The organism is Streptosporangium sp. OZ121 (genome assembly GCF_051918885.1).
GTDB lineage: Bacteria > Actinomycetota > Actinomycetes > Streptosporangiales > Streptosporangiaceae > Streptosporangium.
The window spans coordinates 1-20,518 of sequence record NZ_JBPXMC010000046.1; the positions used below are offsets into that span (position 1 = coordinate 1).

The window sequence follows — 20,518 nt, forward strand, 5'->3', positions numbered from 1 at the left end:
GGACAGGGCGAGCTTGGCTGTCACCGCGCCGCAACCCGAACAGGTCTTACTGGAGGGATACCACCGGTCGGCGACGACGAGCCTGCCGCCGTTCCATGCGGTTTTGCAGGACAGTTGCCGCCGCACCTCGGCCATGGCGACGTCGGAGACGGCGCGGGCCAGGCGACGGTTACGGACCATCCCGGAGATGGCGAGGTCTTCGACCACCACCGTGCCCCAGGTGGCCGCCAGGCGGGTGGTGAGCTGGTGGAGGCCGTCGCGCCGCTGGTTGGCCACCCGGGCGTGTGCCGTGCCCAGCGCGGCCTTGGTCTTGGCCCAGCGGGCGGAGGCCTCGCGCCTGCTACCGTCCGGGGCGCGGGGGCCGACGCGGCGGGCGAGCTGCTTGTTCAACCGGCGCAGCCGCCTGAGCGCCGAGCGGTGATGCCTGGGGTTGGCGACGACCTCGCCGCTGGACAGCACCGCGAGGTCTTTAACCCCCAGGTCGACGCCGACGACGGCGTCCGGCCGGGCCGGGGCGCGGTCGGGGCGGTCGAGCTCGCAGGTGAACGCGACGAACCACCGCCCTCCCTCGCATCGGACGGTGGCCGACAGGATCCGCCCCGTGCCGCGCTCCAGGTGGCGGGCGAGTTTCCGGGTGGATTCGTGGGTGCGGATGGTGCCCAGGCGGGGCAGCGTCACGTGGCGGCGGTCGGCCTCCACCCGGATCGCGCCGGTGGTCAACCGGCACGAAGGGGTGGTGCGGTGCTTGGACCTGAACCGGGGAAACCCCATCTTCTTGCCCGCCCGCGTGCCGTTGCGGGAGGCCGCCCAGTTCTTCAACGCCCGCGCCAGGTTGTCCAGGCCGCTGGTGTAGGCCTCTTTGGAGTGCTCGGCCCACCACGGCGCGATGTCGCCCTTGGCGGTGTTCCACGCCCGGCGCAGGCCGTACAGCGACCACGCCACCTCGGTCAGGTGTTCATCGGGCACCCCGTAGGACTGCTCGGCCGCACGCTGGTCCATCGCGGCCTTGACGTGGGCCAGGCCCCAGTTGAAGGCGAATCGCGCCGCGCCGCAGTGGGAGGCGAGCAGGCGCGCCTGCTCGGGGGTGGGGTCCAGGGCGTAGCGGTAGGCCTGGTGGACCCGCATCAACCCTCCCTCTCACGCTACGTCGCCGACCGTCAACGTACCGTAGGAGCCATGATCAATGACTCCCCGATCGGCAAGAGACGCCCGCCTCGGGAGCGCAGGAAGCCGCAGAAGGAGCCGGTAGCCTTGCCAGCGGTGTCAGTAGCTGTGGCGGTGGCGTCGAGTTGGATCTCGTAGCCGCCCGCGACCGCCGAGGTGGGGCGGTGGAGGTGGGCACGCCGAGGAAGACGCCTCCACAGAAGAGACGCAGGCCTGCCCCACGGTGGTCGCGCCGTGCCAGGCGACGGGATCGACGTCTGCGACCAGGCTCAGCCGTCCGACCTTACGAGCGGGCACAGGCAAAATGCCTTCCCGATACCACCGGTAAGCGGTGATCGGATGGACACCCCTGCGCCTTAACCCACTCCTTCAAGCTCACTCACACATCCTGATACACGCTCCACCACCAACCGCTTCCAACCCCCAGCCGTAGCCCGGGGCCGGCCGTCGGCGCCGAAAGTGATCACGACTCGGCCTGCCCCCGCGCCCGGATCGGCACCGACCGGCCTCGCGTACGCCGGTGGCGAACCCACCGGCGTACGCGAGGGGCCGCCGCCACGATCATCTAGGCTGCACGGTCGTGGAGTATTTCGTATACGGTCGTGACCGCCCCGGCGCCTTCGAGCTCAAGATGAGCCTGAGCGAGGAGCACTGGTCCTTCATGGACGGGTACGGGGAGACGCTGGTCGCCCGCGGCCCCACGTTGACCGGCGACGGCGACGAGGCCGTGTCGACGGGCAGCCTGCACATCGTCGACCTTCCGGACGCGGACGCCGCCCGCACGTTCGCCTACGCGGAGCCCTACCACCGCGGCGGCGTCTTCGAGTCGGTGCTGCTGTGCCGCTTTCGCAACGCCCTGGGCCGCACCATGTGGGACTTCACCGAGGCCGTCGCCGGCTACGGCCGGTTCCTGGTGATCACCATGGGCGGGTCCGGCCCCGTGCCGGCCCCGTCGAGGCACATGATCGTGTGCGGCGAGCTGCTCGCCCTCGACGGCGAGGCGCGGATCGGCCGGGCGGCCGCGGTGGAGGCGCCGGACCGCGAAGCCGCCGCGGCACTGCTGCCGGCCGGCGGCGGCCGCACGGAGGTCCATCCCTGGCGCTTCGGCGGCAGACCCGCCCAGCGCTCGCCCGGCCGGTGAGACGGCACGCCGCCGCGACGGCACGGCGGCGCCGCGGCTCACCCGATTCGCGGCGAAGCGGGGCTCGGGGCCGCCGGGGTCCCTGGGGTCGCGCACGGCGACCAGGAAGGACCGGGCGCTCAGATCCGTTCGGTGTGGCCCAGGCGGTGGCTGATGTCCAGGGCTCCGGCGATCATGACCGGCGCCAGCTCGTGCAGCCGCTCCTCGCTGAAGCGGTAGGCCGGGCCGGACGCGCTGACCGCGGCGACGATCTCGCCGTCATGGGAGCGGATGGGGGCCGCGACGGCGTTCAGGCCGATCTCGTACTCCTCGACGGTGACGGCGTAGCCACGCTCGCGTACCTGGAGAAGCTGCGCCTCCAGCGCGGCGGCCGAGGTGATCGTGTGCGGGGTGTACGGCTTCAGGCCGCCCGCCGCGACCAGCCGGGCCCGGTGCAGGTCGTCGAGGTGGGCCAGCAGGACCTTGCCGCTGGAGGTGGCGTGCAGCGGGGTGAGCTCCCCGACCCAGTTGTGCGTGGTGACCGCCGCAGGGCCGCGTACCTGGTCCAGGTTGACCGCGTAGTGGGAGCGCAGCACGGCGATGTTGACGGTCTCGCCGATCTCCTCGGCGAGACGGCGGCAGACGGGGCGGCTCTGCTGGGTGAGGTCGAGCCGGGAGGCCACCCCGCCCGCGAGTCGGATGATCCCGAAACTGAGGCGGTACTTGCCCCGCTCCTCGGCCTGCTCGACCAGGCCGCGTGACTCCAGCGCGCCCAGCAGCCGGAACGCCGTCGACTTGTGCACCGATATCTCCTGGGCTATCTCGCTCACCCCGGCCTCGCGGCGCTCGGCGAGGATCTCCAGGATGGTGATGGCCCGGTCGACGGACTGGACTCCGCCACTGCTGTCGGCGGTACGGCCGCCGAGGGGATCGTTGCCCATAGCGGGACTGTAGGCGCTGGGGGGCAGCGAATGCCACCGGAGGAACAATCGCCGTTGCGAATGGTGCAGCTTATTGCGCTATTCGCTACAATTTTGGCCATTACCTCCTGCTGAACGAGGCGAGGCAGACATGTACGACTTCGTCATCGTCGGGGGCGGCTCGGCGGGAAGCGCCCTCGCGAACCGGCTGTCCGCCGATCCCGCCAACCGGGTGCTGGTGCTGGAGGCGGGCCGCCCGGACTATCCGTGGGACGTCTTCATCCACATGCCCGCCGCGCTGCCCTTCCCCATCGGGAGCCGCTTCTACGACTGGAAGTACGAGTCCGAGCCCGAGCCGCACATGAACGGCCGCCGGATCTACCACGCCAGGGGCAAGGTGCTGGGCGGCTCCAGCAGCATCAACGGGATGATCTTCCAGCGCGGCAACCCGATGGACTACGAGCGCTGGGGCGCCGACGAGGGCATGAAGACCTGGGACTTCGCCCACTGCCTGCCGTACTTCAAGCGCATGGAGAACTGCCTGGCCGCCGACCCCGCCGATTCCTGGCGCGGGCGGGGCGGCCCCCTGGTGCTGGAGCGCGGGCCGGTGCGCAACCCGCTGTTCGGCGCCTTCTTCGAGGCGGTGCAGCAGGCCGGATACCCGCTGACCGACGACGTCAACGGCTACCGCCAGGAGGGCTTCGCCCGCTTCGACCGCAACATCAGCAGGGGTCGCCGCCTGTCGGCCGCCCGCGCCTACCTGCACCCGGTCATGAACCGCCCCAACCTGGAGGTCAGGACGCGGGCGCACGTCACCGGCATCCTCTTCGAGGGCAGGCGCGCCGTCGGCGTCGAGTACGACGGCCGGACGGTCCACGCGGGCGAGGTGATCCTGTGCGGCGGCGCGATCAACACCCCGCAGCTGCTGCAGCTCTCCGGGGTGGGCAACGCCGCCGAGCTGGACGCCCTCGGCGTCGACGTCGTGCACGACCTGCCGGGCGTCGGCGAGAACCTTCAGGACCACCTGGAGGTCTACATCCAGTACGGCTGCAAGCTGCCGGTGTCGATGCAGCCCGCGATGAAGTGGCGCAACCGGCCGCTGATCGGCGCGCGGTGGCTGTTCCTGCGCAGCGGCCCCGGCGCGACCAACCACTTCGAGGCGGGCGGCTTCGCCCGGAGCAACGACGACGTCGACTACCCCAACCTGATGTTCCACTTCCTGCCCATCGCGGTTCGCTACGACGGCTCCGCGCCGGCGGGCGGGCACGGCTACCAGGTTCACATCGGGCCGATGTACTCCGACTCGCGCGGCTCGGTGAAGATCACGAGCACCGACCCCCGGGTCCACCCGGCGCTGCGCTTCAACTACCTGTCCACCGACCAGGACCGGCGCGAGTGGGTGGAGGCCGTCCGGATCGCCCGCGACATCCTGAACCAGCCCGCGATGGACGCGTTCAACGCGGGGGAGCTGTCACCGGGCCCCGGCGTCGAGACCGACGAGGAGATCCTCGACTGGGTGGCCAGGGACGGCGAGACCGCGCTGCACCCCTCGTGCACCGCCAGGATGGGCGTCGACGCCATGTCCGTGGTCGACCCGCTGTCGATGCGGGTCCACGGTCTCGAGGGGCTGCGCGTGGTGGACGCCTCGGTGATGCCGTACGTGACCAACGGCAACATCTACGCGCCGGTCATGATGGTGGCGGAGAAGGCGGCCGACCTCATCCTGGGCAACACCCCGCTCGCCGCCGAGCACGCGGACTTCTACCGGCACCGCGACGGCACGGCTCAACGGCCCTGACACTCACCGTCACTGTTGCCGCGCAGCTGTTCCAGGACGGCCAGGGGCGGCTCTCCCGTCCACTCCGTCCGTACGGGCGGAGTCTCTCCCCGTGGGACGGCCGGACACGTTGCCGGGCCGAGGGCCTCTCAGTCAGAGGGGCGCAGGGCGTCGGTGTAGGCGGTCAGGGCCTCGTGGCGACGCTGGAGCTCGGCGATGTCCCGGGCGAGGCGGGTGCGGTGGGAGTCCAGCATGTCGGTGTAGCGGGTGCAGCCGGAAGGTTCCGGCCCGTTCTCGGCACAGGGCAGGAAGTCGCGAATCGTGTCGGTGGGAAGGCCCGCGGCGAGTAACTCGCGGATGCGCCCGACCCGCTCGACGGACTCGGGGCGGTAGCGGCGGTAGTCGTTGCCGTCCCGCTCGGGATGCAGGAGGCCCTGCTCCTCGTAGTAGCGCAGCAAGCGAGTGCTCACACCGGTCAGCCGGGACAGTTCGCCGATCCACATCGCATTCCCTCCAGGAAGGACTTGACCTTCACACCGATGTGAAGCCTCAACCTCATACGCATGAAACGGATTCCTGATCTCGTCACCACCGTCGTCGGCTCCGGCCCCGGCATCCTGCTCGCACACGGCGCGAGCGGCAGCGTCGCGGACAACTACGGGGCGTTGATACCGGTCCTGGCCGAGGGCCACACCGTCGTCGGCTCCGACTACCCGGGGTCGGGCGCCACCCCTCGGGCGGCCGCGGGCCTCACCTTGGACGAGCTGACCGACGCGGTGGTGTCCCGCGCAGTCGACGCCGGGGTGGAGACCTTCACCGTGATCGGCTTCTCCCTGGGCACCACCGTCGCCGTGCGGGCCGCGGCCCGTCACCCGGAACGGGTGCGGGGGCTCGTGCTGACGGCGGGCTTCGCCAAGGCCGACAACCAGATCGACCTCTCCCTGGGGCTCTGGGAGTACTTGCTGAACCGCGGCGACGCCGAGGGGTTCGCCAGGATGCGTACGGTGAACGGTTTCAGCGTCGAGTTCCTCAACGGGCTGCCAGAGGAGCAGCTCGCCGAGTTGCTGGAGCCGGGCCCGGCCGGACCGCCGCTCGGGGTGGTGGAGCAGGCGGCCCTGGGCCGGTCCGCCGACACCCGGGAGGACCTGGCCGGGATCACGGTGCCGACACTGGTCATCGCGGCGACCCGCGACATCCTGGTCGACCCGGCCAACTCCCGCTACCTGGCGGACCACATCCCCGGGGCGCGATACGCCGAGGTGGACGCGGGGCACGTGGTGATGGCCGAACGGCCCGCCGAGTGGCAGGAGATGATCGAGAGGTTCCTGGCCGAGCACGGGCTCTGAGGAAGCAGTCGGTGAGGTCGCCGAGCACGCCGTCGGTGGGATCCGCGCTTGGTGGCCACCACTTCGGGGAGGTGGTGCCGGGGCGCCCTGGCCGACCAGGACGCCGAAGGACACCAGCAGGCGCAGGGCATCGACCCCGCGCTGATGGCGGCCCTGCTGCGCTCGCCCAGGCGGCAGCGGGAGGTGGTGGCGCTGCGAGTCTTCCTCGACCTGGACACCGAGGCCACCGCCAAAACCCTCGGCATCGCTCCGGGCACCGTAACCGCACGGTCCCCCGGGCCCCGGCGTAGAGCAGGACGGTGAATCCACAGCACGCGGGCGGTTTCGGTGGTGGGTGTACTCGACTACTGTCCGTGCCTCTCTGGGGCGGAGGCAAGATGCGGGGGCAGGTGGTAGGCGAACTGGGCTTCACCGTTGCCGAAGGAGAAGTTCTCCGCCGATGCCTCGACCAAGGTCACGAAGATGTCTTGGGGGCGGATGCCGGGAGTCTCGGCGAGGAGCTCGGCGATGCGAGCGAAGAGTGCGGTTTTGAGTTGACGGCTGCGCCCGGTGGCGAGTGTGATCTGGATCATGACGATCCCGTCAGTGCGGTCAATGCCGAGAAAAGAGGGATCGTAGACGAGTTCGCCGCTGCTGTGTTCGGTGAGGATCTGAAACTTGTCGTCAGCAGGGATATTGAGGGTCTCGACCATGGCCTGGTGTACGCGGTCGCCCACTTGGCGGGCACGGCCGTGCCGGCTGCGATACAGCGAGATCTGGACGAACGGCATGGCCTGCTCCTGATCGTGCTCAGGTTGGGTAAGTGGTTACGGCGGTTTGTTTTCAAACTGTCATGACCGAGGGGAAACACGGTGTCCGCTCCCGCCGGGTGGGCGAAAGCGGACACAGGGCAGGCATCGCGGGGTGCGATGGTCAGCCGAGCGGGCGGGCGTTCCAGACGTAGGCGGAGATCTTCTGCCCGCCGGCGACACCCGCGACGGTGTCGAAGCGGTAGTGGACGCCGTTATAGACGCGGCTGATGGCGTTCTCGGCCGCGGCGGAGCTGAAGGAGACGACGTTCCGGGTGACGCCGCTGGCGTTCGGGTCGTCGGTGGTGCCCTTGTAGGGCATGGTGTCGGTGCCGAACCAGTTCTTCATGATGCCGGCCCAGGTCGCGCCGAAGGTGGAGTGGCCGGACTGGTAGGCCGCGAACGGCGGCGAGAAGTTGACGCCGTTGGCGTTGGAGGACAGGGGCAGCCAGTTCGGGTCGCCGACGGTCTTGTCGTTGTAGTCGTTGTCGGCGAGGGTCACCGCGCTCTGCGGGCGCCAGAGGTCGAAGTTGGTGTTCCACTTGGAGTCCCAGGCGACGATCGCGGCGTCGGCGAGGGCGACGGACAGCACTCCGAAGAGCTTGGCGGTGTAGAAGGAGCTTGCCTTCGGCTTGTAGGTCTTCAGCACGACCAGCGTGTGGTCGTACTGCTGGCCGGTGGGCTTGTAGGTGCCGTCCAGGTCGTTGGCCCAGAACCGGGCGATCTGGGTCTGGTCCGCGGTACGGACGGTGGAGTTCGCGGCGCCCAGGGCCTTGACCTCATTCAGGTTCTCGGCGTAGATGTCGCTGGGCAGCAGGGTCTCAGGGGTCTCCAGGCCACCCGGCTTGGCGGGGCGGAACTGGTCGGAGGAGGCGATCACCCAGGGCTTGACCTTGCCCCAGTTGGGGGCGCCGGGGGCGACGCCCGGAGTGGTCGGACGCCAGTGGCCGGGGGCCAGGTTCGGGACGTAGGGGGTGGTGTCGGCCGAGCCGTCGTTGGCGCGGTGGGCGATCAGTGCCCTGGCGATGCGCGTGCCCTGGACCTTGCCGAGCTCACGGTCGCCGGCACTGGCCGAGCTGGGCAGGGCGAGGGCCGCGGCGAGGTCGTCGTCGAGGTTGACGGTGGGGAAGGCGGCCTTGAGGGCGTTGTAGGCGGCGTAGTCGATCGCCGAGTCGAGGGCGCCGAAGCGACGGAACAGTTCGCGGGAGCGGCTGAGGTACGGCTTGCCGACCGGATAGATGGAGTTGACGGTGTCGTAGACGGCGATGTTCATGAGGGCGCCGGCGCGGGTGATCGGGCCCACGATGCCGCCCGCCTCCCGGGTGGCCTGGAGCATGGCGCGCTCCCAGAACAGGACGTGGTCGGGGCCCGCCTTCTTCGCCACCTCGGTGGGAACCGACTCCACCGGGTTGATCGTGTGGTAGCCGGGCGGTTCGGTCGGGTAGTCCGCGGCGAGAGCCGCCTGGCCGGGGATGGCGGCGGTGAGGGCGGCGAGGAGGATCGTCGCTGTCAGGGCTTTCCTGCCGTTGAGGCGGGAGGGGGAGGAGCTGGGCATGCCGGGTCCTTTCCGGAGCCGGAAGAGGGGCCACGCGCCGGTCGGCGGGTGTGGGCGGGGACGATCGCCGGGCTGTGCCTCGGGTGTCGTCCCGCAACCGAAGTTAGTTGTCCGGGGGGGTGGGTGACGGTCGCCTCCTCGATGCGAGAAATCGGCATTCTTGATGAGGTGCCGAGGAGTGCGGGCATGCCGAAAGGGGCCCCGCGCGGTCGGCGCGGGGCCCCTGGGTGGCGTCGTCTCAGCGTGCTGCGGCGCGCAACCTCGTGTTCTCCGCCTCGAGGTCGGCGATTCGCCGTTCGAGGTGGACGAGGTGAAGGTGGAGTGGCTGTGCCATGGCCTCCACCTCCTGCAGGCTGTAGCGGGGAGTGATGTGCTGGGGGCAGTTCCAGTCGTAGGCCTCGACGGTGATGAGGATGACCCGCTCCACGACGCCCCGGTAGTCGGCCGGCTTGACGACGCTCAGGAGGTCGGGGGCCGGGTCTTCCTCGGAGGCGGCGGTGCCCAGGATCTTCAGCCGGCTTCGGTTGGGATAGTCCATGAGCAGCAGTGCCACCCGGTCGTTGCCGTGGAGGTTGCCGGTGGTGATGTACTGCCGGTTGCCGCGGAAGTCGGCGAAGGCGAGGGTGGCGCCGTCCAAAACGTGAAGGAAGCCCGGCGGGCCGCCGCGGTGCTGCACGTAGGGCCAGCCGCTCTCGCCGGTGCTGGCGAGGTAGAAGCTGTCTCGGGAGGCGATGAAGTCGGCCTCCTGGTAGGTGAGCCGGTCGGCCTCGGAGGGTCCTTGTTCGGTTCGCGCGTACGCGGTGCGGCTGCCGTGCCGCACCTGTCGGGCGCGTACCGGCGGAGTGAACGCGAGCTGGGCGTAGCGGCTGGTCACTGTAACCCTCCTGGCTGGACGGCGAGGTCGGCGTTGTTCACCACCAGTAGGTGGGGTAGCGCGCTGTCACCCCGGTGCGTCCGGCGAGGAGGCCGACGACCACGAGGACGAGGGTCGCGGCGGCCAGGATCGGCAGGAACGGCACCGGGGACGACTGCTGGACGACCACGATCACCGCGGTGGCGGCGGCGGGTGAGTGCGGCGTCCGGGCGAGCGTCATGACACCGAGGGCCAGGCCGCCGGCGACGGCCGCGGCCCAGAGGGAGTGACCGAACAGGGCCAGGACGGTGAATCCGGTGAGCGCGGACAGCAGCTGGCCGCCGATCACGCTGCGTGGTTGCGCCAGTGGCAGGGCGGGCGCGCCGAAGACCAGGGCGGCACTGGCGGCCAGCGGGGGGATCAGCCAGGCCTGGTCCAGCAGGGCACCGAATGCGACGAGGGCGAGCAGGGCCAGGACGGCCCCCAGGGTGGCGACGGTGGTGACGGCCATCTTGGGCCGGGCGGGTGCCCGGCTCGCGAGCTTGTGCCTCGCGGCCGCCGTGACGGTCTGGTCGGACATCGGCTTTCCTTGTCGAGGCGAGGGCGATGAGGCGGAGAAGTGCCCGCGAGCACCCTGCCGAGACGGCAGCGGTGCTCGCGGGCGGGCGGTCTGGCCGGTACGGGGGGAAACCGGCCGACCCGGCCCGGAGAAAAGCCGTCCGGTCCGTGGAACGCGACGGTTGACCTTTCCGGCGTCGCGGGGCTCAGCTGTTGTGGCTGACCAGCGGCCAGTCGATGGCGACGTCGGTGGCCTTGTTGAAGTAGTTGGTGAAGATGTTGAGCGCGACGTTGGCGATCACCTCGGCGATCTCGGCGTCGTCCAGACCGGCCGCCGCGGCGGCCTTCAGGTCGGCGTCGTCGAGGCTGCCGCGGGTGCGGACCAGGGTGGTGGCGAGCTTGAGGGCCGCGGTGGTCTTGGGGTCGGCGGACCTGGCATGGCGCGCGTCCTGCGCCTCGGCCGTGTTCAGGCCCGCCAGGTTGGTGGCGATGTAGGTGTGCGCCGACAGGCAGTAGTCGCAGGAGTTCTCCTGGGCGACGGCGAGCGCGATGCCCTCACGAACGCCCGCCGGCAGGACGCCCGCGCCGAGCGCCCCCGAGAACTCCAGGTAGGCCTTCAGGACGGCCGGGCTGTTGGCCATCACCTTGGTCATGTTCGGAGTGACGCCGAGTGCCTTCTGGACCGCGGCGAGCAAGTCCGCGGCAGGGCCCTTGGCGGTCTCGGGGTCGATGATCGGCAGGTGGGACATACGGTCCTCCGGGGAGTTGGCAACCGCCTGAATATAACGGTTGGTCGGCCTTCTATTCGTTAGAAGCATGACACACCTTTCTCATGCCTGCAAGGCAGGCGTACCATTAGAAGATGAGAGTGGAAAGGCTTGAGGGCGGGGGCGCCCCGATGTTGGGCGAGCCGCTGCCGATCGAATTGGCGAACGCGAGCTATGCCGTGCGCGGCACCCTCGTGGACGGATTGCAGCGGGTGGAGCATGTGGCCGCCTGGTTCCGGGACCAGCGGGATCGGTTCGCCGTGCCGTTCGACGACCGCGATCTGCTGTCGGTGACCGCCGAGGACCTGGCGGCCACCCGTGCGCTCAGGGACGCCGTCCGCACCCTGATCAAGGCGGCCGTCCAGCGTGCCGAGATGCCGCCAGGGACCACGGGGGCCGTGGGGGTCGCGGAGACCGCGGCGGCCGTCGAGGTGATCAACCGGCAGGTGCGGGTGGTGCCGCGCTGGCGTGAGCTGTCGTGGGGCGAGGGGCCGCAGGCGCTGGCGCGCAGCTCGGCCGACCTGATGGCCACGGCGCGCGCGGAGATCGCCCAGCAGGCCGTCGATCTGCTCGGTGGTTCGGACATCGCCCTGTTGAAGGCCTGTCACGCTCCAGGGTGCGTGCTGTACTTCCTGAAGGACCACCCTCGCCGGGAATGGTGCTCGGCGGCGTGCGGGAACCGTGCGCGGGCCGCACGGCACTACAAAAACGTCAAGCAGACCCGTTGACGCCGTCCGCAGGGTGGGAGCGCACGGTTCCCGCCCCGCCAGGGCCGAGCCGTCCACCTCCGGTGGGCCGCGCTCAGCGCACCGACCGGACCTCTTGCCCGGCCGCCGGCACGCTGTGGTCCGGGTCGACGGCAAGGGGCGGGGCGGGCGTGCCGCCCGAGGCGACGGCGCGCGGTCCCAGCCTGGCCGCGACCGCGAGACAGGCCGACACCAGCACGATGTTCTTGATGATGTACTGCCCCTCCAGCGTGGGCACCAGCAACGTGCCGTGCTCCCAGACCGCGTCGGGCGCGATGACGAGCGTGGCGAAGACGCCGCTCATGTGGACGAAGAACACCGCGAGCGTCGTCCGCAGCAGCAGGCCCGTGATCAGGCCAAGGCCGATGGCGACCTCCATGACGGCCAGCAACGGCAGGCTGACCTCGGCGGGGACCAGCCCGAAGGAAAGCACCCCCATGCACCGGGCGGCGATGTCCTCGGCCGGACTGGCGCCCGGGATGAATTTCAGGGCGCCGAACCACACGAAGACCACCCCCACGCTGATCCGCAGGGCGGTGTCGCTGAAGGGGCGGTAGCGCGCCGCGAGGGCCGCGGCGCCGGACGTCGCGCGCTGGTGGGCATGTTCCATGGCAGAGCTCATGTGACCCGTCCTTCGGTCGTTCCGGGGCCAGCCGGAGACAGGGGCGACCGCACGTTCGACGGCGTGCGGCCCGGGGGAGGCGCGGAAAGGTCCGCGGTGCGGCAGGAAAGACGGGACGCACGAGGGAAAGGCCGCCACATGGTGAGGACGGAGGCCGGCCCGGGATGCGCCACGTGCCCTTGCGCACCCCGGACGTTAGCCGCGTGTCGTGGCCCGCGGCGTCCGCGTCTTCGATATCTGAGATCGGGGTGGCCGATCTGTGCGCGCGGCGCCGGCGTCGTCGGCCGGATCCGACGGTGCCGCTTGGCGCCCGGTCTCCGACGGGTCTCGACGACGCCTCTGGCGCGTCCGGGCCAGATTCACCGCGAGCCGGCCCGCGCCGCCCCTTCGAGGATCGCAAGACGGCGCCTGCCCCATGGGCGTCCGCCGTCGCCTTCCGGGGGACGGCCTTGCCGCATGGCGAACACGCGACGACGCGATGAACTCTTCTTCTCCGCCGGGAAGCCCCAAGGAGGGGTGACCCCCATGGCGAACCGTGCAACCCGGTTCGGAAACGCGGTAGTTCGGCCTGTTCGCACCCCTGAGGCTGAGCGCGCGCTCAGCGTCGCACCCCCGCGATCGCCTCAAACGGTGAAGTTGGCCTCCTGTTTCCGGAAAGGTAATTTCCGGGCGGGGGGTGTCACGGATCGTGACCGTGCGCGGGGTGAGGGGCACCGGATGGTCGTCGTCGCCTCCGGCGAGCCCTCTTCGACCCTGCCCGCCCTCCACGCGCCGAGGAAACCGGGGCGGCGAGAGTTTCCCAGAGGCCGTCCATCGACCGGCCGACGCCGTGACAAGCCTCTTCACTACTAAGGGCCTCGAAGATCGGGCCGCCGCCAGGGGGAGCCGTCGCGGCCGTCTCACATCCGGCCGGGCGCGGCGCCGGCCTCGCGGACGAAAACGGGTCACCAAAAAAGTGATCTTGATGCGTGACTCTCGGTCGACCATTACTCGCGAGGGCGCCCCCTGGGAGCCTATTGCCAAAAGGGTCACCTCGTGCAAACATTCCTAACGGTAGAGAGTCATTACAAGCATTACAAAGAGCTATCAGGTGGCCTTTTGCTACGGGGAGCCATGAACCTGACCCTGTACCAACTCAAAACATTCTGGGACGTCGCCAAAACAGGAAGTCTCACCAGAAGCGCAAAAAACCTTGGATATTCGCAGTCGAGCGTCACCACGCACATACGTGCCATCGAAAACCGGGTGGGCGCACCGTTGTTCTATCGGCTCCCGCACGGGGTGCGGCTCACCACGGCTGGAGAGACTTTCCGGGTTTATGTCGGGAAAATATTCTCAGTCATGGATGAGATGTCTACGGCGATGAGGTCCAGCGGGGAGGCCACCGGCCGGGTCGTGGTCGGCTCCACGGTCTTGCTGATGGAGTACGAGATGAGCGAACTCGTCCGGGAATGCCGTTACCGCTATCCCGGCGTGCAGGTCTCGCCCAAGGTCATGGCCGCGGCCGAGATAGAGAACGCCGTCGCCGCGGGCGACATCGACATCGGCCTCACGCTCACCACCGATCCGGCCGACGAGGTCCCCCGCATTCCCGGTATCAGCCGCCAGTCGCTGTTCAGGGTGCCGCTGGTGCCGGTCGGCCTCTCCTTTTCCCCCTCCTCCCCGGCGTCCCTCCTTCCAGAGCGGCCCGGTCCGTGTGTCGAGCGGGTGCTCGTCGTCGATCCCGACTGCGCCGCCCAGGAGGTGTTGCTGCGCCATCTCAAGATCGAGTACGGCATCGACCCCCCGATCATGGAGACCGGCTCCACCCGCAGCGCGCTCTCCCTGGCCGGGGCCGGGCTGGGAGTCGCCATGGTTCCCGAGACGGCCATCGACGCCGACCTGACCCGAGACGGCCTGACCGTGCTGGAGGATCTGCCGCGCACCGACACCTACGTCCAGGCCCTCTGGGCGGGCAGCACGTGGCTGTCACCCGCGGTCTCCGCCTTCTTGGAATTGGTCCGCAAGGCGCGCGGCACCGTGGCCCAGACCCGTACCGGCGTGCGGACCCTGCAGGCCGAGGCAAGCCTGTCGTAAAAGGCCCACGACTCTTTCGTATCAGCGCTCCATCCGGTCGGCACAGACGATGTGCCGGCCGTCGCTTTTTCCCGGCCCGGCGACCCTGCTGGTCACACCGGGATTTCAAAAACGCCGATGCCTGATATCAACTCCTTGCGAAAACCTGCACCGGAGGCGCTCGTAGAGTATTGAGCGCGGTTTACGCGGCCACGACGCGAAAACCAATTCGACGCGAGGAGAAGAACATGAACGGTGTTCATTACATCCAGAACGTATTCCGTAGTGGTTTCGAGCTTGACACCCTGGAATGGGTACCGTGGACCGAGCCCGGCCGCATCGGCGTCGAGCACCACGTCCTGTGGGCCCCGGACGCCGAGCAGGGGGAGGACTCGGTCGGCCTGCTCCTGCGTTTCCCGCCCGGCGCCCACGGTGACTACCACGAGCACCTCGGTTTCGAGCTCATGCTCGTCCTCGACGGCTCGCTTGACCACAGCGACGGCAGCAGCTACGGCAAAGGCGACCTTGTCGTCGAGGCGCCTGGCACACAGCACCAGATGTCCAGCAGCAAGGGTTGCACCGTCTTGGCCATCCGTACCCGGCCGGCCGCAGCCCGCACCCCCGATCGGCCCATCCGCCCGGTCGGCGCCGCCGCCGGCGCCTGAACTCAAGGCAGCGTTCCCGCGTTCCCGCCGTTTCGTTCCATCGAGCACGTGAGGCCCTGTCATGCACCCACCTGCCATCCCCGCGCCGACGCTGGCCCCTCATACCGGGCGGGTCCGGCGCATCCTGGTGTCGAGTGTCTCCTCCGACTCCCACACCTGGAATCTGGTGTTCCTTCAGCTTCTTCTGGAGGAGACCGGTGCACAGGTCGCCAACCTGGGCGCCTGTGTACCGGACGACCTCCTGCTCGCCGAGTGCCGGCGCCTGCACCCGGACCTCGTCGTCATCAGCAGCGTCAACGGCCACGGCCACCTGGACGGCCGCCGTCTCATCGCCCGGCTGCGGGCCGAGCCCGATCTGGCTGATCTGCCCGTCGTCATCGGCGGCAAGCTCGGAACTCAGGGCGCGGCCAATACGGCCCTGGGGCCGGGCCTGCTCGCCGCCGGCTTCAACGCCGTCTTCGAGGGGTCCGGCGGCGTGGAGGAGTTCCAGCGGTACCTGGCGGCCCCCACACAGGCCCTCGCATCCAGCAACGCCGCATCGTGACCGCTCATCACACTCCCCGTCTCGGGCGCTTCGCCGCTGCGGTGGCCGAGGCCCGTGCCGCCGGTGAGCTCCTCGTCCAGCCACGCATGGGCTTTTCCACACTTACCGAGATGGCCGCCGGCCTGAATGCGGTCGGTCGTGCCCAGGCCCGCACCGTCGGCACCATCACCCTCGACAGTTACACCCGGGTGGGAGACCACGACTCTGCCCGGCGCGCACTGGTCGAAGGCGCCGAGCTCAACGGCTTCCCGATCGTCGCCCACGGCGGTGCCGCCACTCGCGCCATGATCGTCGGCGCCGGAGCAGAAGGCCTGCCCATCCAGGTGCGTCACGGCACCCCGTTGCCGCTCGGCGTCGTCGAGGCCCTGATCGACGCGGGACTGGACGCGACCGAGGGAGGTCCGGTCTCATACTGCCTGCCCTATAGCCGTACTCCTTTGAATGAGGCCGTCCGCGCCTGGGCACACAGCTGTGAAGTCCTCGCCGAGAACGTCCCCGGTGCTCACCTGGAGAGCTTCGGCGGCTGCATGCTCGGCCAGCTGTGCCCGCCCTCGCTGCTGGTGGCGCTCTCGGTGCTGGAGGGATTGTTCTTCCGCCAGCACGGCCTGCACAGCATCTCGCTCAGTTACGCCCAGCAGACCGACTTCACCCAGGATGTGTACGCCATCCGAGCCCTGCGTCGGCTCGCAGCCGAGCACCTGGGCGACACCGACTGGCACGTCGTGCTCTACACCTACATGGGCGTCTTCCCACGCACGCCTCACGGCGCCCTGGAACTGCTGCGCCGCAGCGCCCGACTGGCCGCGCATACCGGCACCGAACGGCTCATCGTCAAGACACCCGCCGAGGCCCACCGCATCCCCACTATCGGAGACAACGTCCAAGCCCTCGAAGAAGCCTGGGCCACCGCGCGCACCACCCCCCGCCCCGCCGTCCCCGCCGACGACGAGGACGGCGACCCAGAACTCGGCCTGGCCGTCCATCAGGAGGCCCGCGTATTGGTCGAGGCTGTGCTCAACCTGCACCCGAACCTGGACCGGGCCCTGCGCGAGGCCTTCCGGCTGGGCATTCTCGACGTCCCGTACTGCCTGCACGCCGACAACGCCCAACGCGCCCGTAGCTACCTCGACGCCGAAGGCCGGCTGCGCTGGCTCACCGTTGGCCGCATGCCACTGCCTGTTGTGCAACGGGCCGGCGCGGCACCGCTGAGAGCGGACGACCTGCTCGGCATGCTCTCTCACCTCCAGCGCACCTTCGACCGCCAGGCGCTCACCGGGCACCACCGCCAGGCCGCCCGCCGACTCACCGCGCCCGGCACGACCTGACCGGCCGCCGCTGCCGCCACGACCAGCCCAGCCTTGGTAAACGAGGGAAACTATCGTGACCAGAGACGCTTATCGAGCGCGTCCGCTCAGTATCGCCATCATCGGTACCGGCCCCCGAGGCCTCTCCGTCCTGGAACGCCTCATCTACCGCCTACGCCGCCTCGATCTTTCCGATCGGGTGGTACGCGTCTATGCGATCGACGCCGTCGAGGTCGGAGCCGGGCGTATCTGGCGCACCGACCAACCCGACTGGTTCACCATGAACACCGTCGTCGGTCAGGTCACCATGTACTCCGGTGAACCAGATGACGGCCCGGCCCGGCCCGGCGCCGGGCCCTCGCTCGGACAATGGATCGCTGAACAGGCCCGCGCCCATGGCCAGCAACCACTCGGCTCCGACGACTATGCCTCCCGGCAGCGCTACGGTCAGTACCTGCGCTCCGTCTTCGACACCATCCGACAGCACCTGCCGACCGGCACTGAACTGCTGCCCATCCACGACCGGGTCACCGCGCTCACTCCCCGGCCCGAGGGCGGCTACCATCTCGAACTCGAGCACGGCCAGAGCCATCTGACGGTGGACAAGGCCGTCCTGGCCACCGGCCACCCCACCAATGCCCCCACCGCGTTCGAGCGGGAGCTGCTCGACTTCACCGCGCGCCACCCGCACCTGCACTACCTGCCGGCCGACTCCGCCGCCGAAATGGACCTGTCCACCACCAGCGTCCCGCCTGGAACCGCCGTCGGCATTCTCGGCATGGGCTTGTCCTTTTACGACGTGATGCTCAGCCTCACCATTGGCCGTGGTGGAACGTTCACCACGGCCGACGGCTCACTGGTCTACCATCCGAGCGGTGCCGAGCCTCATCTCATCGCCGCCTCCCGTAGCGGTCTGCCCATTCCCGCGCGCGGCCGCAACCAGAAAAGCCCCCAGTACAGCCACTTGGCCCGCTTCCTCACCCGCGAGGCCCTGGCCGCCGCCCGCGGCCGCCGATACCTCCTGACCGGCAGCCCCAGACTGGACTTCGACGAGGACGTGCTCCCGCTACTGCTGCGCGAAGTCGAGCACGTCTACTACACAACACATGTGCGCAACCGCTCCGGCGAGGCTGCCGCCGAGACCTTCGCCCGCGGTCATCTCGCTGCGGCGGGCGACCCGCGGGCCGTCCACAAGCTGCTCGCCGACACCGGCCTGACCGATGTGGACCCACTCGATATCTTCGCCCTCGCCCGCCCTTTCGCCCACCGCCACTACCCCACTCCTGCCGCCTTCCGCGCCGAGCTGCTCCAGCACATCCGACACGACCTCGACCAAGCGGAACTCGGCAACCACGACGGCCCGCTCAAGACCGCTCTCGACGTTCTGCGCGACATCCGCAACATAGTCCGCGAGGCGGTCGACTACGGCGGTCTGCTGCCAGACTCCCACCGCCAGGCCTTTCTCACACGTTTCCTGCCCGTCAACGCACTGCTGTCGGCCGGGCCGCCCCGGGATCGGGTACGCCAGATGCTCGCACTGATCGAAGCCGGACTGGTCGAGGTCGTCGGCCCCGACGCCCGTTTCACCCTCGACGAGAAAGCCGCCCACATCCACGTCCACTCGCCGCAGGTCGACGGCTCCGGACGCCACCTCCACACCCTCATTGACGCCCGCATCCCCACCCCGCACCTCGCCAGCGACACCTCCCCGCTCATCCGCCAACTCGTCGCCGACGGCATCGTCAGCGAGTATGTCGTCGAGGACCTGGCCTGCAGCCAACGCCGTGACACCGGAGGGATGGCGGTCACACCCGCCCCGTTCTACGTCGTCAACCACGCCGGCAAGGTGCTCACCGACCTCTACGCCATCGGCATCCCCACCGAGCACACCCGCTGGTTCACCCAGGTCGGCAGCAGCAGGCCCGGCGTCAACACCCTCTTCTACCGAGACGCCGACGCGATCGCCGAAGACCTGCTCACCACCCCAGCACCACATCCGGTCGCCGTTTCCTCGCCACGGACTGCCGTGGCCCTGGCCAGCCGCACGGACCAACGGTGAGCCGCGCCCTGTCGCCGGCCGGACAGGAGTTTCGCAAGGCCCGCGATTTCCTGCTGGCCCAGCGTGACGACCCTGAGGGCGCCTACCGGCAATTCCGCTGGCCCCGGCCGATGTACTTCAACTGGGCTTTGGACTGGTTCGACCCGATGGCGAGGGGAAACCACTGCACCGCCTTGCAGATCACCGGCAACGGTGAGAACCACATCGTGACGTTCGACCAGCTGGCCCGCCGCTCCGATCAGCTCGCCGGCTGGCTGAGCGCCCACGGCGTGCAGCGCGGCGAGGCGATCTTGCTTCTGCTCGACAACCGCGTCGAACTATGGGAAAGCATGCTGGCGGCTATCAAGATCGGCGCGGTCATCGTGCCTACCTACACCACCGCCACCGTCGACGACCTCGCCGACCGGATCAGCCGTGCGGACATCCGTCATGTCATCGCCGACAGCCGCCTCACTGCCCGGGTCGCCGCCGTGCAGGGGGGAGCAGTGACCAAAATCGCCGTCGGACCGCCAGCCCCGGGCTGGCTGGAGTATCACGACTCCCATCGCCACGCCCCAGCCTTCCACCCGCATGGCCGTACCCGCGGCGACGACACGCTCTTCTTCTACTTCACCTCCGGCACCACCTCCCAGCCGAAGATCGTCCGCCACACCCACCTCAGCTATCCAGTCGGCCACCTGTCCGGCATGTACTGGAACGGCCTGCGCCCCGGCGACCTCCACCTCAACATCTCGGCCCCGGGCTGGGCCAAACACGCCTGGAGCTCATTCTTCGTGCCCTGGAACGCCGAGGCGACCATCCTGGCCCTGGCCCCCGGTGCCGACACCCCACCAGACATCCTCGACACCCTGTACCGACACCCTGTCACGGCTTTTTGTGCTCCGCCGACCGTCTGGCGTTCACTCGTCGCCCACGGGCTGCCCGAGCCTCCCGCCCACCTGCGGGAGGCGACCAGCGCCGGCGAACCGCTCGACTCGGCCACCTTCCACGCCGTACGGCACGCCTGGGGCCTGGAGATCCGCGACGGCTACGGCCAGACCGAGACCACCGCCCAGATCGGCAACCCCCCGGGCAGGCTGGTCACCCCCGGCCGGATGGGGCTGCCGTTGCCTGGTTACCGTCTTGCCGTCCTCGACCCGGATACCCGGGAGCCTGTTTCGGACGGGACCGTGGGGGAGCTCTGCATCGATCTCTCAGACCAGCCTGCCGGTGTCATGGCCAGCTACCAGGGGGATAAGGCCCGCACCGACGCGGCCTTCATCAGCGGTCACTACTGGACCGGTGACCTGGTGACCCGTTCTGCCGATGGTTACCTGACCTACGTCGGCCGCGTGGATGACATGTTCAAGTCCTTCGACCACCGCATCTCACCGCTGGAGCTGGAACACGCACTGCGTTCCCACCCGGCTGTGGCCGACGTCGCCGTCGTCCCGGTGCCGCATCCCATCGGTCAATGGGTACCACACGCGTTCTTGGTGCCGGCTACCGGATGGCGAGCTGAGGAGGCCACCACCCGGGCCGTTCTCGCCGCGGCCCATGCCCGCCTTCCGGTCGAAAAGCACATCCATTCCGTGACCTTCACCGACAGCCTGCCTAAAACACTCTCCGGCAAGATTCGCCGAGCTGAACTACGTAACACGGCGACCTGTTGACCTGGGGTACCGCCAAGAAACCG

General features: G+C 69.4%; 20 protein-coding genes and 1 pseudogene. 12 read left to right on the top strand and 9 right to left on the bottom strand.

Translation table 11 applies throughout. The annotated features are described in order from the left end of the window. Positions 1–1,125 (bottom strand): IS607 family element RNA-guided endonuclease TnpB (gene tnpB / locus ACTOQ1_RS40635; protein ID WP_440073677.1); only part of this gene is annotated, 1,125 nt, incomplete at its 3' end. Positions 1,126–1,744: 619 nt separating this feature from the next. Here tnpB and ACTOQ1_RS40640 point away from each other — a divergent pair. Further along, the gene (locus ACTOQ1_RS40640; RefSeq protein WP_440073679.1) at positions 1,745–2,305 is read left to right on the top strand and encodes a YciI family protein; all 561 of its coding nucleotides are present in this window, start codon (positions 1,745–1,747) and stop codon (positions 2,303–2,305) included. Between the two features lie 119 nt (positions 2,306–2,424). Here ACTOQ1_RS40640 and ACTOQ1_RS40645 read toward each other — a convergent pair whose 3' ends face one another. Beyond that, positions 2,425–3,225: an IclR family transcriptional regulator gene (locus ACTOQ1_RS40645; protein ID WP_440073680.1), complete on the bottom strand. Its 801-nt coding sequence runs from the start codon at positions 3,223–3,225 to the stop codon at positions 2,425–2,427. A 130-nt stretch (positions 3,226–3,355) separates the two neighbouring features. Between ACTOQ1_RS40645 and betA the strand changes: the two genes are divergently transcribed. Then, a complete protein-coding gene (gene betA, locus ACTOQ1_RS40650; RefSeq protein WP_440073681.1) occupies positions 3,356–5,002 on the top strand; it encodes a choline dehydrogenase in 1,647 nt (548 codons plus the stop codon). A gap of 128 nt (positions 5,003–5,130) precedes the next feature. Here the strand turns inward: betA and ACTOQ1_RS40655 are convergent, their stop codons facing one another. After that, positions 5,131–5,484, bottom strand: coding sequence for a MerR family transcriptional regulator (locus tag ACTOQ1_RS40655; protein ID WP_440073682.1), 354 nt, complete (start codon positions 5,482–5,484; stop codon positions 5,131–5,133). Between the two features lie 60 nt (positions 5,485–5,544). Here ACTOQ1_RS40655 and ACTOQ1_RS40660 point away from each other — a divergent pair, with 60 nt between their 5' ends. After that, positions 5,545–6,327 (top strand): alpha/beta fold hydrolase, encoded by a 783-nt coding sequence (locus ACTOQ1_RS40660; RefSeq protein WP_440073684.1) that lies wholly within the window; start codon positions 5,545–5,547, stop codon positions 6,325–6,327. 51 nt (positions 6,328–6,378) lie between these two features. Then, positions 6,379–6,630: a sigma factor-like helix-turn-helix DNA-binding protein gene (locus tag ACTOQ1_RS40665; RefSeq protein WP_440073730.1), complete on the top strand. Its 252-nt coding sequence runs from the start codon at positions 6,379–6,381 to the stop codon at positions 6,628–6,630. A gap of 41 nt (positions 6,631–6,671) precedes the next feature. Here the strand turns inward: ACTOQ1_RS40665 and ACTOQ1_RS40670 are convergent, their stop codons facing one another. The 5 genes from ACTOQ1_RS40670 to ACTOQ1_RS40690 all read right to left on the bottom strand — a co-directional run bounded on the left by ACTOQ1_RS40670 (position 6,672) and on the right by ACTOQ1_RS40690 (position 10,830). Continuing rightward, positions 6,672–7,097 (bottom strand): tautomerase family protein, encoded by a 426-nt coding sequence (locus ACTOQ1_RS40670; RefSeq protein ID WP_440073685.1) that lies wholly within the window; start codon positions 7,095–7,097, stop codon positions 6,672–6,674. A 142-nt stretch (positions 7,098–7,239) separates the two neighbouring features. Then, positions 7,240–8,670, bottom strand: coding sequence for a vanadium-dependent haloperoxidase (locus tag ACTOQ1_RS40675; protein ID WP_440073686.1), 1,431 nt, complete (start codon positions 8,668–8,670; stop codon positions 7,240–7,242). Between the two features lie 238 nt (positions 8,671–8,908). Beyond that, entirely contained in the window at positions 8,909–9,544 is a 636-nt protein-coding gene (locus tag ACTOQ1_RS40680; protein WP_440073688.1) for a pyridoxamine 5'-phosphate oxidase family protein, read from the bottom strand. A gap of 37 nt (positions 9,545–9,581) precedes the next feature. Continuing rightward, positions 9,582–10,103 (bottom strand): HPP family protein, encoded by a 522-nt coding sequence (locus ACTOQ1_RS40685; RefSeq protein ID WP_440073689.1) that lies wholly within the window; start codon positions 10,101–10,103, stop codon positions 9,582–9,584. Positions 10,104–10,287: 184 nt separating this feature from the next. Then, on the bottom strand, positions 10,288–10,830 hold the full coding sequence (locus tag ACTOQ1_RS40690) for a carboxymuconolactone decarboxylase family protein (protein ID WP_440073690.1): 543 nt from the start codon (positions 10,828–10,830) through the stop codon (positions 10,288–10,290). Positions 10,831–10,943: 113 nt separating this feature from the next. Between ACTOQ1_RS40690 and ACTOQ1_RS40695 the strand changes: the two genes are divergently transcribed. Further along, positions 10,944–11,576 carry a CGNR zinc finger domain-containing protein gene (locus ACTOQ1_RS40695; RefSeq protein ID WP_440073692.1) on the top strand — a complete coding sequence of 211 codons (633 nt, stop codon included), beginning with the start codon at positions 10,944–10,946 and terminating at the stop codon, positions 11,574–11,576. 73 nt (positions 11,577–11,649) lie between these two features. Here the strand turns inward: ACTOQ1_RS40695 and ACTOQ1_RS40700 are convergent, their stop codons facing one another. Next, positions 11,650–12,216: a DoxX family membrane protein gene (locus ACTOQ1_RS40700; RefSeq protein WP_440073693.1), complete on the bottom strand. Its 567-nt coding sequence runs from the start codon at positions 12,214–12,216 to the stop codon at positions 11,650–11,652. 1,113 nt (positions 12,217–13,329) lie between these two features. Between ACTOQ1_RS40700 and ACTOQ1_RS40705 the strand changes: the two are divergent. From ACTOQ1_RS40705 to ACTOQ1_RS40735, 7 genes and pseudogenes are all read left to right on the top strand, one after another. Beyond that, positions 13,330–13,509, top strand: a pseudogene (locus ACTOQ1_RS40705) (helix-turn-helix domain-containing protein); the annotation flags it as partial. 48 nt (positions 13,510–13,557) lie between these two features. After that, positions 13,558–14,292, top strand: coding sequence for a substrate-binding domain-containing protein (locus ACTOQ1_RS40710; RefSeq protein WP_440073732.1), 735 nt, complete (start codon positions 13,558–13,560; stop codon positions 14,290–14,292). A 227-nt stretch (positions 14,293–14,519) separates the two neighbouring features. Further along, positions 14,520–14,936: a cupin domain-containing protein gene (locus tag ACTOQ1_RS40715; RefSeq protein ID WP_440073694.1), complete on the top strand. Its 417-nt coding sequence runs from the start codon at positions 14,520–14,522 to the stop codon at positions 14,934–14,936. 61 nt (positions 14,937–14,997) lie between these two features. Next, positions 14,998–15,480, top strand: a complete 483-nt coding sequence (locus ACTOQ1_RS40720) for a cobalamin B12-binding domain-containing protein (protein WP_440073695.1) — start codon at positions 14,998–15,000, stop codon at positions 15,478–15,480. After that, a complete protein-coding gene (locus ACTOQ1_RS40725; RefSeq protein WP_440073696.1) occupies positions 15,477–16,805 on the top strand; it encodes a methylaspartate mutase in 1,329 nt (442 codons plus the stop codon). Before ACTOQ1_RS40720 ends, ACTOQ1_RS40725 begins: the two co-directional genes overlap by 4 nt. A 55-nt stretch (positions 16,806–16,860) precedes the next feature. Then, on the top strand, positions 16,861–18,843 hold the full coding sequence (locus ACTOQ1_RS40730) for an FAD/NAD(P)-binding protein (protein ID WP_440073697.1): 1,983 nt from the start codon (positions 16,861–16,863) through the stop codon (positions 18,841–18,843). Beyond that, positions 18,840–20,495: an AMP-binding protein gene (locus ACTOQ1_RS40735; RefSeq protein ID WP_440073698.1), complete on the top strand. Its 1,656-nt coding sequence runs from the start codon at positions 18,840–18,842 to the stop codon at positions 20,493–20,495. The genes ACTOQ1_RS40730 and ACTOQ1_RS40735 overlap by 4 nt, the downstream gene beginning before the upstream one ends. Positions 20,496–20,518: the final 23 nt, after the last annotated feature.

Bases quoted from the DNA above. Each gene is read 5' to 3' on its own strand.
- ACTOQ1_RS40720 (WP_440073695.1), top strand. From the start codon at position 14,998: ATGCACCCACCTGCCATCCCCGCGCCGACGCTGGCCCCTCATACCGGG.
- betA (WP_440073681.1), top strand. From the start codon at position 3,356: ATGTACGACTTCGTCATCGTCGGGGGCGGCTCGGCGGGAAGCGCCCTC.
- ACTOQ1_RS40670 (WP_440073685.1), bottom strand. From the start codon at position 7,097: ATGCCGTTCGTCCAGATCTCGCTGTATCGCAGCCGGCACGGCCGTGCC.
- ACTOQ1_RS40690 (WP_440073690.1), bottom strand. From the start codon at position 10,830: ATGTCCCACCTGCCGATCATCGACCCCGAGACCGCCAAGGGCCCTGCC.
- ACTOQ1_RS40700 (WP_440073693.1), bottom strand. From the start codon at position 12,216: ATGAGCTCTGCCATGGAACATGCCCACCAGCGCGCGACGTCCGGCGCC.
- ACTOQ1_RS40675 (WP_440073686.1), bottom strand. From the start codon at position 8,670: ATGCCCAGCTCCTCCCCCTCCCGCCTCAACGGCAGGAAAGCCCTGACA.
- ACTOQ1_RS40710 (WP_440073732.1), top strand. From the start codon at position 13,558: ATGGATGAGATGTCTACGGCGATGAGGTCCAGCGGGGAGGCCACCGGC.
- ACTOQ1_RS40645 (WP_440073680.1), bottom strand. From the start codon at position 3,225: ATGGGCAACGATCCCCTCGGCGGCCGTACCGCCGACAGCAGTGGCGGA.
- ACTOQ1_RS40660 (WP_440073684.1), top strand. From the start codon at position 5,545: ATGAAACGGATTCCTGATCTCGTCACCACCGTCGTCGGCTCCGGCCCC.
- ACTOQ1_RS40655 (WP_440073682.1), bottom strand. From the start codon at position 5,484: ATGTGGATCGGCGAACTGTCCCGGCTGACCGGTGTGAGCACTCGCTTG.
- ACTOQ1_RS40695 (WP_440073692.1), top strand. From the start codon at position 10,944: ATGAGAGTGGAAAGGCTTGAGGGCGGGGGCGCCCCGATGTTGGGCGAG.
- ACTOQ1_RS40685 (WP_440073689.1), bottom strand. From the start codon at position 10,103: ATGTCCGACCAGACCGTCACGGCGGCCGCGAGGCACAAGCTCGCGAGC.
- ACTOQ1_RS40715 (WP_440073694.1), top strand. From the start codon at position 14,520: ATGAACGGTGTTCATTACATCCAGAACGTATTCCGTAGTGGTTTCGAG.